Origin of the sequence: Flavobacterium sp. (genome assembly GCF_027533505.1) — a bacterium.
In the GTDB taxonomy this organism is placed as follows: domain Bacteria; phylum Bacteroidota; class Bacteroidia; order Flavobacteriales; family Flavobacteriaceae; genus Flavobacterium.
The window spans coordinates 15,258-29,694 of the sequence record NZ_JAPZUB010000046.1; the positions used below are offsets into that span (position 1 = coordinate 15,258).

Genomic DNA, 14,437 nt, shown 5'->3' on the forward strand with positions numbered 1-14,437 from the left:
GGTTGTTAACGGTTTTTGGGTTGGTTCAGCATCAGTAGGTTTATTGCCACGGAGCTCTTTAATTCTTCTAATGAAAATCGTTTAGTATTGCGCAAAGTCAGGAGACTATGCGCAGCGGGGATGCGCAGCGAGTTACTTTTTTACTACAATTATTGCTTTATTAAAACATAATCCCCATATGGTAAACTAAATTCTCTAAAAGATGAAGGAGAGGCAAAATCACCTTTCTTCCGACCGCATGCATTATTATCATTAATAAATTGAACTTTTAGTTTTTGAATACCATTTTCAACAACAATTCTCATTACAAATTTTGCACTTAAAAGAAAGTCATCATTACCTGGTTCATTAAAAAACATATACATGCGTTCTATACCAATAGGGCAATCAGGACATAATGGGGCATTTAATACGCTTAACTTTGTAATTGAATATAAATTGTAATCCAAAGCACTAGTATGGTTTTGGTATAAACTGTTTAAACTGTTTACTTTTTCGAAGCCGTTGCTGTCTATATATTTATATTCACCAACTAAAATGTCTTCATAATATTGATTTGGTCCTGGATTAGATAACATCATTTCCTTTTTTACGAAACGGACTTCTAAATATTCTTGACCATTTTGATAGATCCATGTGCCTTCAAATTGATTTTGAAAATTTTCAATGTCTTTTAAGTATGAATTTAGTGGCACATCTGAAGGAAGAGTAGTATCTAAATTAAGTACTTGTGAGGATGATACACAAGAAAGAGTAAGTACGATTATTAAAATTGCTATTTTTTTCATTTTTATAGTTTTTTTGGTAAATTAATTATAGACAGTCAATTGGAACGATTACACCTGCTTGATTCAAAGTTAGTTCTTTCCAACCCGTTATGTTTGATATTCCGCTACTATTCGTTGTTTCGTTAGCTTTATATAACCCAACAGTGTCATTAAAGAATTTATTCAAATATTTTAGAAAGGTTTTTTGTTGCTGTTCTGCTGAAGCCATAGATGTTATTGCTCTACACTCTCTTTCAAGTTCTTTTTTAAATTGCTCAAAATTAGTATTTAATGTATCATATTGACCATCAAAGTTTTTAAACTTTAAGGCATAATGTCCTGAACCAACAGAGGTTTTATTACAGCGGAGCACTTTAATTCTACTAATGAAATTAGCTTAGTATTGCGCAAAGTCAGGAGACTTTGCGCAGCGGGTAGAAAAACAGTTGACTTTACGCAGTAGGATTTGATTAACTTTAAAACTTCTTTTTTGCTTCTTCGCTTAACTTTAAATAATTAGCTCTATCGACGTAAACGATAACTAAACTCATATCAGTATGGATATTTAAACTAATCATTCCCTCTCCTTTTTCAGTAATAAAATAGCTTTCAAATATACACTTCCCTTCATTTAATGCTTCCTTTTCATCTCCTGAACCATCAACAAATGGTTTCTCAAAAGTTTCGGTTACAATTTTTGGTTCTCCATAATTCTTTGTTAGAATTGATTTAAAAAGATAATATGTTTCTTTTGTGTCTGTCCATGACTTACGTAATGGGAAAATTACAGATACTTTTAAAACAGTTTCCTTTTCACCTTGTACTAAAAGTTGCACTTTATCACCAGCGAATCTACCATTGAGTACAGCATCTACTTCTGTGATTTCTTCTAGTTCAAATTTTTGTTTTTTTAGTTCTTTCACAAATTGCTTAATTGAGCCATTTATCGGAATGCCTAAAAAAGTAAAATGTTCTTGATTATCATTAATTGAAGTAATGGTATCCTTAACCGATTTATTTTCTTGTCCAAATAGGGACATAGATAGTAGACTAAAAGTTGTTAAAAAGAATAAAAGTTTTCTCATAATTATTTTATTTAGTTCATTTTTTTCAAAGCTGGTATTGGTTATTATATGTACCACGCGAAAGTCTCCAGGCATCAGGAGCGCGGGGAACGGGGGATTGCGCAAAGTCAGGAGACTTTGCGCAGCGGGGAACGCCAGCGTATTCGTATTTTTATCGCTTCATTGTGCTAAATTCAATGCGGTAAGGTGCTAATCTGTTTCCACCATCTTCCTTTGCAAAGTTGGAAATAATTATGTGATAGTTAGTATTTGGATTCAATTCTTCAACTTCAAATGAAAATTTACGGTAGTCTTCACTCCAACCAATTATTTTCTTAATCTTTAAAAATTCTCCTTTCTTTGATTGATCATAGTCAATAGTTCTACAACAACTACTCATCGGCGCTGAAAATTCAATTGTAATTGTTTTCAGTTTTGTCGATACATTTTTGCTTCCATTTGTAAATTCTTTAATTCCAATTACGCTTGGTCGCATTGACTCATACTTTGCACCAATTTCATTCCAAGTCATAGGGAGAAAACCTGAACCGTCCAAAATTTTTGCAAATTCATTATCATTGCTATAATCCAACTCGATAAGTTCTTTAATTGCTTGTTTTTTGTCTGTGGATTTGTTGTAATATCTTTCACATACTTCATATCCAATGTAATATCCCAAATCATTCACTTCAAGTTCGTTTTGGTTTTTACTTGAAAGCCAATTACCAACGTCGTCATCTCTAAAAATTTCAATCATATACCTATCTAATACTCTTTTCTCATTTTGCTTTCCAAATTTAACTCCCGGAGAAAGGGGTCGTTGAGAAATCAAGGTTGAAATAAATTCTGCTAAGCCTTCCGCTACAGACCTATGGATAATACTCAAATGTTCCCAACGTTGTTGTTGCGTATGTATTTGTTCGTGTAAAGCAATAAGTGGAATATCGAAGGGCATATATGCTGACATACCGTTTCGTACACGTTCAGGCAATTCACTTAGGTCAGCGTCTCTATTTGCAAGCATAAACTCGGCCCCTAAAAGCACATTGTTGCCTTGATACGTTCCTGCACTTCTGAACACGCCTATGGGAAAATAAATTGTCGTTGGTTTTAATTTGGGATAAATTTCGTGGAGCTTAGTAAAATAGTGCTCAATTTGTTCTCTGTCCTTTGTGAGATTAGCCGTGTTTGGGCGAATTGAGTTCCAGTATTTTGGATACTTTAAAATAGCTTCTACGAATTCATAATCTTCATATTCACGGGCTGTTATCATTCCATTAAGTCCGTCAGTTGCGTTACTGATATAGCGGTCTTTGATGATTTTAATTCTCTCTAAGCTATCAGTTGTGTTGTGTATTGCGTCATATGCCATCCAAAAATTATCAATATCAGAAGTCACAATTTTGGTCTTCAATTCTTGTCCAAGACAGGAGTACCCAAAAATTAGGATGAATATTGATGTCACTATTGTTTTTGTCATTGCATGTATTTTTAAGTATTACCACCAACATCAGTCTGTATAAAACGGCACCGCCTTCCGTTCCGCGGCTTCGCGTCTGTTACGATTCCAGCGAACTGCTTACTGTCAAATAAGATAAAGTTTTTCGTGAAGAAAGAAGTTCAATACAAGAAAAACCAGCAATAGCGCGAACTCGCTGTTAGCAGCAGGTTTACTCTAAAGTATATTTTCCTAGTCGCAAAATACATAAAAATACTAAACTCGCAACATTCAATCCATAGTCAGAGAATTCCATGAAAGAGTGAGCTACGTTATTTCTAATATTATTACCTCTAGATGTAAATGTGAATTTGAATAAATCTATATCTTTAGTAGAAAAGTATTTTATTACTATTTCGTTTTCAAGTAGTTCTTCTAGTAACTGTTCTTTTAATTCACCATTTTTATCTTTACTCGTATTTCCTCCACATAGTCTAATGAAGTCACGTAGAATTCCTTCAAACTTAAGTGTTAAAGAGTCAATAGCCAATATAAAGTTATTTACCTTATTTGTATTTAACAGTATGGACAACTCGTATTGAGCAAATAAATTATGTAAACCTGGAGCCAGTAGTGATAGCCATAAGGAATTATCTTTCGCAGAATCTTGATTTATAATTCGTTTGGTCTTTTGTCCATACCAACTATATTTTTCAAAAAAAGAGTATACGTTATAATAATTTAGTTTTCCAGAAATGATACCTTGAGAAAATACTTTTAAGAATAATGCATAACATTGAATATTATGAGATATAATATAACTATCGAGAACTTCTTTGTCTATTTTTTCTTTTTCTGTTAGTACTTTGAAGTTTGTATTAATATCAAAAGTTATTGTATTTAATAAATGCATAAAAGACTTGTTAACTCTTCCTTCAGCAATTTCCCTGAGTTTTCCTGAGTCAACTAAAAGCTCTTCATTCTCGGCAAAATATGCAAGAATTTCTTCAGCCGGTCTTTGCAAAAGAAAATTAGATTTAAGATTAAGAAATTCGTTGAATTTAATTGTAGCATCGTCGCCAAGTGGAATGCTGATTTTATTCAATTTGACACTTTCTTTTAAGCGATTGTATTCACGCATTGTAGCATCATACTTTTCGATTTCTTTCGCTTGTTTATGATATAAAGCCTTATTACCTACATGAGTAATTTTAATAAATTCATCGTCATTTGGATGTTGTTTAATAATAAGGTCTTCATTCTGAGCTAAAAGAGAATATACTTTTGTTGCAGATTTTGCAATTTTTTGAAATAGTGGTAAAGCAATGTTTAAGTTAACTTCATTAGTAAAATATGAATCAGCATTTTTAAAATCAACAAATGTTTCAATTTCATTAGCTATAGAAACTAATCTGCTTTTTTCAAGTAAGTTATGATGTAAAGCCTCTCTTAAAATTGAACCTTTTATCCAAATAGGAGTTTCTTTCATTAATTCAATAGCAAATATTCTAACATGCTCTTGGTCAATTTTAGCATTTTTAGAAATGTAGAAAATGGCAGACAAAATTATAGAAAGCTCACGAGCTTCCTCACTTTTTATTTGATTTATACAAGCACTATATTCAGCTAATGCTGATTCAGCAAATTTTTTATGCTTATATTTTTCCCAGAGCAAGTGTGCATATCTCGATTTCAACCAATTATTTTTTGAATCTTCTAATCTATATTCAATATATTTATATTCCAATTCAGAAAAGCTAACGTCACCTTGAACTTTGCCATTTAGATCAGTTGTAAAGATATTTGAGATGAGTTTGCCGTTATTTAAGTTTAGAAAAAGGATTTTACGCTCGGTTAATATATTTTCATCCCAATCTCCATTTTCGTTTTTAGTAGCAGAATTCAATTCGCGCTGTATATTCCATATGTCAAGCGATTTTATGCTTTCCAATGATTGATAAAATTCGATGTTATTTTCTGGATTCATTTGTTTGGTGTGAAAAACTTGCTGCTAACTAACAAATATACGAAAATGTACAAAGGAAAATTACCTCTTAATACCTAAAAAACCTGTTTTCAAGAGGCATACCAAATGGTTGTAAGCCACCCAAACTTTAGGATTTTGAACGACCACTAAAAACAATTGCACTTTCCACCGAGTTTCGAGAGTGCGCAAAGTCAGAAGAATATGCGCAGCGGGTGAACATTTTTTTAAAATAGCGCACGGATTGCAAATCCGCGCGATCAGGCAAAAAAAAGCGACACCCTAGGGCGCCGCCGAGAATATTTGTAACAATCTTCTTATTGGAAATTGGGGTGCGTTGGGCGTGTACAGCGGCCGTTACTGGAGTTCAAACCGCACTTCCTGCACCGTGGCAGCATTCGTTCCTATGAACAGCGAGAAGGTTCCGGGTTCGACCCCATACGTGCCCGTGGCATCATAAAAACCCAGCTCAGCGTCGGTTAACGAAAACTTTACGGTTTGGGTTTCTCCGGGCGCTAAGGTGATTTTTTGAAAGCCTTTCAGCTCTTTCACGGGACGCGCGATGCGGGCATGGTGATCGCGAATATAGAGTTGTACCACTTCGCTACCCGCATACTTTCCCGTATTGGTAATCGAAACCTGCACTTCAACGGGTTCGCCCATTTCATAACGCGCCTTTGACAAGACGGGCTTCCCATAGTCAAACGTGGTGTAACTGAGTCCGAATCCAAAAGGCCATTGCGGGCTATTTTCACTATCGCTGTAATGCGCCCAAAACACATTGTTCTCTGCATTCGTGGGACGTCCTGTAGCAAAGTGATTGTAATAGATCGGACATTGCCCTACCTGCCGCGGAAACGACATGGGTAATTTCCCCGAGGGATTGTAGTCGCCGTAGAGTATTTGGGCTATGGCGTTTCCGGATTCGGTTCCCAAATGCCATGCCTCGACAATTGCGGGTATGTTTTCGGCCGCCCAAGGGAGCGTTAAGGGACGTCCGTTTTGTAAGACCAAAACGATAGCGGTATTGACGGCATAAATCGCTTCCAGGAGTTCTTGTTGCAGTCCCTGTAAATCCAGTTTTGTCCGACTGCGCGCTTCGCCACTTTGCAATCCGTGTTCGCCCAACACCATGACCACCACATCGGCGTTTTGGGCCACTTGCACCGCTTTTTTAAATCCACTGCGGTCGGTGGTATTAAACACCAATTCGTCCACAAAGGTGGTTTTCCCTAGGGTGAGCGGCGCGCCTTCGGCATAGGTCAGTTGATTCCCCGTGTACTTTTGCATGCCTTCCCAAACCGATACGGCCGAATGTTCTTCTGCGGCAAGGCGCCAATTTCCCAGCGGACTTGTTTTATCGGCGGCCAAAGGGCCAATAAGAGCGATACGCTGTCCCTCTTTTTTCAAGGGCAACAGGTTGTTTTCATTTTTTAACAACACCACCGCCTTTTTGGCCATATCGAGTGCCGTAGCCCGATGCATTGCACTTCCCAAGGTTACTTTTTCTCTCTGGGCATCACAATATAGGTAGGGATCGTCGAACAAGCCCAATTCAAATTTTACCCGTAAAATTCGTCGTACGGCATCGTCAATCCACTGCTTCTCCACTTTTCCCTCGTGCACCAAGCGGACCAGTTCGGCCACATACAAATGCGATTCCATGTCCATATCGGCGCCGGCGTTTAGGGCCTGTTGCGCTGCAGCGGCAACGTCTTTGGCATACCCGTGATGAATCATTTCACGGATGGAAGCCCAATCGGTTACGACAAAACCGTCAAACTGCCACTTTCCTTTTAAAATGTCTCGTTGTAAAAAGGAATTGCCTGTTGCGGGAATGCCGTTGAGCAGGTTGAAGGCATTCATAAAGGTGCGAACGCCCGCTTTTTGGGCCGCTTCAAAAGGGGGTAACACCGCATTAAAAAGGGTGGCTGTTCCAATATCGACAGTATTGTATTCTTTGCCCGCTTCGACAAAACCGTAGCCCGCAAAATGTTTGGCACAAGCCGCTAGGGTGTTGCGTTTACTCAATTCGGCTCGGGTATCGCCTTGAAACCCTTGGACGCGGGCCGTTGCAATTTTACTCCCCAAAAAGGGATCTTCTCCGGCGCCTTCCATCACCCGACCCCAACGGGCATCGCGTACCAAATCGACATTGGGTGCAAAAGTCCAATTAATGCCTGCTGCTGTTGCTTCATCGGCCGCCATTTGAGCCGATGCTTTGATGGCATCCATGTCCCAACTCGCTGCTTCCGCCAAGGGAATGGGACTGATGGTTTTGTACCCGTGAATAAGGTCAAACCCAATGAGCAAAGGAATGCCCAAGCGGGTTTCTTCTACTGCTATTTTTTGAACGGCACGAACTTGATCAACGCCGCGCACGTTGAGCATGGAGCCGACCCACCCTTTTTTTAAATGAGCATACTTGCGCTGGGCATCGCCAGAGGTGGGTGCGGGACCGGTTACTTCCCAAAAGCCATTGTATTGATTCATTTGCCCCACCTTTTCTTCCAAGGTCATTTGTTTAAAAAGATCATCAATTCGTTGCTCCACCGAAAGCGTGGATTTTGAGGGCTTTAGGGGTTGTGCTTGAGCGAGAGTGAGGGTACAAACGGAAAGAAACAAGAGGAGTGATTTCATAGTCAATCGGTTATAAACATACGATACGGGTCGTTGCGCGTTGGTAGAACGCAGCGCTTGTTTTCCATTTTCCCACATAAAACGAAGGGGGGCAATGGTTTTTTTAAAAAAAATTCACGCGTCATACCGGAGCGAATTTACTAAACTTTTCTGCAATGGACTAGTTGTGTGAGATTTCCGAACATTAGGAAGTAATTCATAATTTGAATTTAAATTAATTATTTTCATATTTTTGTTTTGTAAAACGCATTAATTATGGCTTCAATACTTTCCTTTTTTCGTAAACCTAAAACTAAAGACACTGGTTTGAGAGGTACATCTGCAGGACGTTTGTATGTTGACAAAAGGGTCTTTTATAAAAGACCTGAAGTTAAAGAAGCGATTCGTCAGCTTAAAGAGTCTGTCATAATTCAAGAACAAATTGAAACTAGTAGAATATGATGCCCTACAACCTTCTTTTACTTCCCGTAATTGTAGGATACTTTGTTTTAATTTACTCTTTATTATTTAAATACAATACACAACGACTTACTCAAAACAGAATAATATTTGAATCTGTTTCAGTGGCAATCATAATAATTACTGTAGGCTTTACGCTTAGAACAATAGTTGAATTAATTTTTCCAAAACTAACTCCCTGCATTATTTCTTTCTTAAAAATTGTACCAATAAATAAGGTCGATTATTTTTGGACAGTCATATTTTCATGTCTTATCACTTTATTAATTGTCATTATAAGTAATTATTACATTCAAAGAAAATTTAAAAAAGATGAACCTATTGGTTGGGCAGTCGATGCAAATGGAGATGAAATTGAAAAATTATTTAAACGATCGGTTGAGGAAGCAATTACAATTCAAGTAACTCTTAAAAATGACAAAGTATACATTGGATTCTCTGAGATTATTCCAATTCCTCAAAAAACAAATTATTTAACCATAATTCCACTCATCAGCGGGTACAGAGATAAAGACACTAAGCAATTACATATAACTACTGACTATTTCTAAGTAGTTCAAGAGTTTATTGACGATTTAGACAAGGATCAAGAAAACGTGACATTAAACACAGAGGTTATAATAAAACAAGATGAGATTTTGACAGCTGGAGTTTACGAGCAAAGCATATTTGATAAGTTCAATAAACAGACTACAAGTAACACAAATTGAAGCAACCTCACATAACTGCTGTTATTTGCTAAAGCTGGTTTTTCTTGAGTTGTACTTCTTTCTTGACGTAAAAATATTATTTTGGTTATAGTGGGCAGTTTGCTGGATTCGCTAAAATCGGATAGCCACAAAACGGAAAGCGCAAAGTACTCGTGTAGGTAAAAGTGAGCCTTTGCACAAAACAGAAAATTCTTCATTTATTTTGAGTCAGCGGTTAGGGTTAATAAGGGTTGGGCTGTTATAGGAATAGCGAATAAAAATTTAAACTACAACCCAAGGGCAACGGCATTATTTTATGTAACTTTGTGTCCCTTTAAAAAACGGAAACACATGATTTTACGGAAGTATTGGCGCCTCGTCGTTTTATCATTAACACTCTTTATTTCGAGTTATTCACACGGGCAATGTTTTGAGATTGAATCGATATTGGTCGACGCTTGCTCGCCTACGAATCCCACCAATGAGGAAGGATTTAATGAAATGGTTCGTTTCAGAGTGGGTCCTAACCCCTTAAATACGGCCAATTTGAATGTTACCTGGCCCAATAATCCATGGGGAGGAATTATACAAAATGCGGCCACAGCCAATATTGTAACGCAATTGAATGCCAGTATCGCCACGGCGGGGAATTGTGGTACCATTTTAGAACCAACCGGTGGCGTTTTACCGGCCAATGCGACGGTTTTTTTGGTGACGAGTCAAAACATCAATGTTACGTTCAATTCCTTTGCCACGTTGACCACTACGGTATATATGATTTTTCAAAATAATGCCAGTAATATTGGAGGTCATTTTGCAAATTACAATACCATTCCGGGTACACGAACCTTAGCGATGTCGTTTGGGGGCGCGTGTACCGATACGGTCACCTATGAACGCAGTTTATTAATCAACAACACGGGAGGCTACGGCGGTCCGCTTCCCTCACAAGATGGGGCTACGGTTATCTTTACTCCTGCTGGTGTTCCAAGTTATGTCAATAATGGTTGTTTGGCTCCCGTGGTTCCCTTTACGGTCAATGCTGGAGCAACGCAAACGGCTTGTCGCGGCGCTACCATTTCGCTCAACGGAACTGCCCAAGGATTTCAATCGGTATTATGGTCGGCCCCCGCAGGGAATTTTGTCGGCAGTCCGTCTGTGTTAAATCCCACGTTCACCCTACCCACCACAGGAAACAGCGTGACGCTTACCCTTACAGCAACCAATATTTGTGGATTGGTGATTAACTCCACCGTGACGATAAATTTTACGGCGGTCCCCACTCCAACAGTAACTACTCCTGTAAATTACTGTCAAAATCAAACCGCTACACCCCTATCGGCCACAGCGTCAACGGGAGGAACCCTAAACTGGTATGGTACTAATGCTACGGGAGGAACCGCTTCTCCGACGGCACCCATACCGTCTACGACAACGTTGGGAACGTTTACATACTATGTGAGTCAAACCATTGCCGGATGCGAAAGTGAGCGCGTTCCGATTACGGTGGTCATTGCCAATACGGGGCCTTCGTTGAACTTATTTTGTGATTTAAACAGTCCCAACACGACGCCTACCTCATTGAATTTTGATTTTTCCAATGTAGGACAAACCAATTTTACCTACACGTATACGGTAGCTGGTGGTACTCCAGTAACGGGAACCTGGGTGGCGCCTTCGAATTTTACGGTGACGGGATTGGCACCCGGGACGTCGGTGACCTTTACGATTCAAGCCAATGGAGTATCGTGTGTATCCCCGATGACTGTTACATGCAATACCCCGTGTCAAACGTTTACTAATCCGAATTTTGCACCTATAGCGCCTATTTGTCAAGGGAGCACGCCGCCCCCTTTGTTGACTACTTCGCCCAATGGCATTAGCGGCACGTGGACTCCTGCTACGATCAATCCCAATGCTTCGGGAACCTATACGTTTAATCCCGATTCCATTTTATTCCCTTGTGCGAATCCGCAAACGTTGAATGTAACGATTACACCGCAAGTTACCCCTATCTTTGCCCCCATTGGCCCCTTGTGTGTAGGTACTCCATTTACATTACCTACTACCTCTACCAATGGGATCCCGGGAACTTGGTCACCAGCGCCTAATAGCACTGCTACTACGACCTACACCTTTACGCCTATCAACAGTGCGTGTGCGACGTCTACCACTTTAACCGTGACGATAAATCCACTAATAACGCCAACATTTCCTTATACCAATTTGAATTTGTGTGAAGGCGCTCCGATCACAACCGTATTGTTAATGAATACGTCCAACAACGGTATCACGGGGACTTGGAATCCGGCCTCGATCAATACTAACCTTCTCGGCGTTACCCAGTATACCTTTACACCCAGTGCGGGACAATGCGCCGTAAACGTATCCTTTACGGTAACCATTACCCCCAATGTAACTCCTACCTTCAATACCCCTCCTTCCTATTGCCAAGGGGATGCTATTCCTGCCTTACCCACGGTTTCTAACAACGGTATTTCGGGAACGTGGTCGCCAACCTTAAACAATAATTCAACAACCACATACACATTCACTCCTAACGTGAATCAATGTGCCACAACAACCACGGTAACCATTACTATAAATCCGCGTATTACCCCTACTTTCCCTGTTTTGGGTCCGTATTGTATAGGAACAGCGGTTAACCCACTGCCCGCTACCTCCACTAACGGCATCTCGGGAACGTGGAATCCCGCATTTAATCCCAATGCGACAACTACGTACACCTTTACCCCTAGCGCAGGACAGTGTGCGAATCCGACCACGCTCAGTATTACGATTACCCCTTTGGTTACGCCAACCTTCACGGCTATCAGTCCGATTTGTATTAATACAACATTCCCTACGCTACCCACCACTTCCACTAACGGTATTACAGGGACATGGTCCCCCGCTCCCAACAATACGGCGACAACAACGTATACCTTTACGCCCAATGCGGGACAGTGTGCGACCACTACAACCTTGACGGTGACGGTCATCAATAATTCAAACCTTCCTGTCTTTACCATTGCACCCAACCAATGTCCGGGTATCGCTTCGCCCCTCCCTACAATTTCCAATAATGGAATTTCTGGTGTTTGGACACCAGCGTATACACCCAACACTTCAAACACGTATACGTTTACTCCCAATGCGGGACAATGTGCTTCTCCTGTGACACAATCCATTACGATTATTGCCTCGCCACCGGCCAACACCCCCACCGCATACGAAGTGTGTGACGACAACAACGATGGGGTGGCCTGTACTTTTGTGTTGGGCACCAAGACTTCCGAGATCACCACCAATCCCAACGTGCAGGTGAGTTACCACTTAACGCCCACCGATGCGCAAACGGGCTTTAATCCCATTGCGCCCAACCAGCCGTTTTGCAACAACGATTTTGACCAACAAACGATTTATATTCGGGTGTTCGACCCCCTAGCGCCCAACTGTCCCACCTTGACCACCCTTTCACTGATTGTACATCCCAAGCCGGTGGCTAGTGCTGTAGCCGATTACGCCTTGTGTGATGACAACACCGACGGGATTGCCGTCTTTAATTTAAATGCGGTGGTTACCCCACAAGTCTTGGGTAGTTTGCCCGCAGGACAGCAAAGTGTTACCTACTACACCTCGCAAGCCGATGCCTTGGTGCCTCAAAATGCACTTACCGGCACTACGGCCTATGCTTCGGCTTCAACCACCTTATGGGTGCGTGTGGAAAATACGACCACAGGGTGTTTTGATGTGATTTCTTTTGCCTTGGTGGTTAATCCCCTGCCGCTACTTCCCGCCGCTGGATTCTTCCCGCAGTTTGAAGTCTGTGAGACCACGGCGCCATTAGGCTTTGAGAGTTTTAACCTCACCACGCAGCTTGCCTCGATTCTCAACGGACAAACAGGCGTGCAAGTAACCTTTTATCCTACCTTGGCCAATGCCCAAAACAATACCAACCCCATTGCCAATCCCGCAGCGTATACCAATGCCATTGCCTTTAACCAAACCATCGGAGTGGCTTTGCGTAATACCACCACGGGCTGTCGTATTGTAACCACGATGGACTTAGTGGTCAACCCACGTCCCACACCCAATGTCCCCACCACGCCCTATACCGTGTGTGATGACAATCAGGATGGGATTAGCACCTTTGATTTGAATACCCTCACCCCAGGGCTACTCTTGGGGTCCACCACAGCCTATACTATTTCGTATCACTTAACCCAAGTCGATGCGCAAACCCCACTCAATGCCATTAGTCTCACCCAGCCCTTTAGCAACAACGATCCGTTTGTGCAAATCATTTGGGTGCGCGCCGAAGACCCCAACACAGGGTGTTTCAGTGTGGTGCCGGTAACCTTGGAGGTAGAACCCGCACCGATTGCTCCGCTGAGCTTGCCTGCGCTTTCCCTTTGTGATACCAATGCCAACACCCAAGACGGTTGTATGCCTGTGAATCTGACCCAACAAACCGCGGCTGTATTGGCCTTACAACCCTTGAGTGCGAATAACTATACCGTGACCTATTACACCAATGCAAACGATGCTTCGGCCTCGCCTGTGGGGGTTAATCCGATTGTCAATACCAGTACTTTTACCGTGTGTAACACCGCCACCATTTGGGTACGTGTGCAACAAACCGCTACGGGTTGTTTTGCTGTAGGCTCCTTTACGGTGAGTGTCAACACGCCTATTGTACTGACCACCCCCACCTTGTATGCCTTGTGTGATAACGATGCTACGCCCAACAATCAATTCACCACGTTTGATTTGGTGAGTTTTGTGGGGACTGTCCCCGGGCATACCTTAGCCTTCTATTTGAATGCAGGCTTAACCCAACCCATTACCAATCCTAGTGCCTTTATCAATACGGTAGCGGCCAACCAAACCATTTACATTCAAGCCACCAATGACGTTACGGGTTGTCGTGCCGTGCGCACCCTAACCGTACGGGTGCTGCCTGTACCCACTCCGCGCACCGACCCACCGGCCTTGGCTGCCTTGTGTGATGTGACCAATCCCGGGGATGGTTTGGAAGTGTTTGATTTGACGGCCAATGCGGCCTACATCTTAAACGGACAAGCCAACGTGAGTTTGCATTACTACCCAAGCCTTGCCGATGCCTTAGCCGATACCAATGAGATTCTTACTCCCACGGCGGCCAATGTAGGCGGTAATGTATGGATTCGGGTGGAGAGTGCTTTGAACATCGATTCGTTTAACCAGCCGTGTTATGTACTGGTAGAGCAAGCCTTAACGGTACATCCTTTACCGACTTTGGTACAACCTGTGGCCGATTACCAAGAGTGTGATGATGATACCGACAACATCACCACCTTTAACTTAACGGCATGGGGTGAGGCCAACTTGCTCACAGGCAATACCCCTCCGCT

General features: G+C 41.4%; 9 protein-coding genes. 3 read left to right on the forward strand and 6 right to left on the reverse strand.

Annotated features, from left to right (window positions below; translation table 11 throughout):
- Positions 1-149: 149 nt before the first annotated feature.
- The 6 genes from O9316_RS10015 to bglX all read right to left on the reverse strand — a co-directional run bounded on the left by O9316_RS10015 (position 150) and on the right by bglX (position 7,893).
- On the reverse strand, positions 150-788 hold the full coding sequence (locus tag O9316_RS10015; protein ID WP_298205451.1) for a DUF6705 family protein: 639 nt from the start codon (positions 786-788) through the stop codon (positions 150-152).
- Between the two features lie 25 nt (positions 789-813).
- Positions 814-1,140 carry a hypothetical protein gene (locus O9316_RS10020; protein WP_298205452.1) on the reverse strand — a complete coding sequence of 109 codons (327 nt, stop codon included), beginning with the start codon at positions 1,138-1,140 and terminating at the stop codon, positions 814-816.
- A gap of 103 nt (positions 1,141-1,243) precedes the next feature.
- Positions 1,244-1,852 carry a hypothetical protein gene (locus O9316_RS10025; protein ID WP_298205453.1) on the reverse strand — a complete coding sequence of 203 codons (609 nt, stop codon included), beginning with the start codon at positions 1,850-1,852 and terminating at the stop codon, positions 1,244-1,246.
- A gap of 151 nt (positions 1,853-2,003) precedes the next feature.
- On the reverse strand, positions 2,004-3,311 hold the full coding sequence (locus O9316_RS10030) for an Ig-like domain-containing protein (RefSeq protein WP_298205454.1): 1,308 nt from the start codon (positions 3,309-3,311) through the stop codon (positions 2,004-2,006).
- 190 nt (positions 3,312-3,501) lie between these two features.
- On the reverse strand, positions 3,502-5,256 hold the full coding sequence (locus O9316_RS10035) for a DUF4209 domain-containing protein (protein ID WP_298205455.1): 1,755 nt from the start codon (positions 5,254-5,256) through the stop codon (positions 3,502-3,504).
- Between the two features lie 354 nt (positions 5,257-5,610).
- A complete protein-coding gene (bglX, locus tag O9316_RS10040; protein ID WP_298205456.1) occupies positions 5,611-7,893 on the reverse strand; it encodes a beta-glucosidase BglX in 2,283 nt (760 codons plus the stop codon).
- 255 nt (positions 7,894-8,148) lie between these two features.
- Between bglX and O9316_RS10045 the strand changes: the two genes are divergently transcribed.
- The 3 genes from O9316_RS10045 to O9316_RS10055 form a co-directional block, all read left to right on the forward strand.
- Positions 8,149-8,334: a hypothetical protein gene (locus O9316_RS10045; protein ID WP_298205457.1), complete on the forward strand. Its 186-nt coding sequence runs from the start codon at positions 8,149-8,151 to the stop codon at positions 8,332-8,334.
- Positions 8,331-8,903, forward strand: coding sequence for a hypothetical protein (locus O9316_RS10050; protein WP_298205459.1), 573 nt, complete (start codon positions 8,331-8,333; stop codon positions 8,901-8,903). The genes O9316_RS10045 and O9316_RS10050 overlap by 4 nt, the downstream gene beginning before the upstream one ends.
- Positions 8,904-9,392: 489 nt before the next feature.
- Positions 9,393-14,437: hypothetical protein (locus O9316_RS10055; protein ID WP_298347140.1), on the forward strand; the 5,045-nt coding region annotated here is incomplete at its 3' end.

Excerpts from the sequence above, each read along its gene's own strand:
- O9316_RS10015 (WP_298205451.1), bottom strand. The coding sequence starts at position 788 with ATGAAAAAAATAGCAATTTTAATAATCGTACTTACTCTTTCTTGTGTA.
- O9316_RS10025 (WP_298205453.1), bottom strand. The coding sequence starts at position 1,852 with ATGAGAAAACTTTTATTCTTTTTAACAACTTTTAGTCTACTATCTATG.
- O9316_RS10030 (WP_298205454.1), bottom strand. The coding sequence starts at position 3,311 with ATGACAAAAACAATAGTGACATCAATATTCATCCTAATTTTTGGGTAC.
- O9316_RS10035 (WP_298205455.1), bottom strand. The coding sequence starts at position 5,256 with ATGAATCCAGAAAATAACATCGAATTTTATCAATCATTGGAAAGCATA.
- bglX (WP_298205456.1), bottom strand. The coding sequence starts at position 7,893 with ATGAAATCACTCCTCTTGTTTCTTTCCGTTTGTACCCTCACTCTCGCT.
- O9316_RS10045 (WP_298205457.1), top strand. The coding sequence starts at position 8,149 with ATGGCTTCAATACTTTCCTTTTTTCGTAAACCTAAAACTAAAGACACT.
- O9316_RS10050 (WP_298205459.1), top strand. The coding sequence starts at position 8,331 with ATGATGCCCTACAACCTTCTTTTACTTCCCGTAATTGTAGGATACTTT.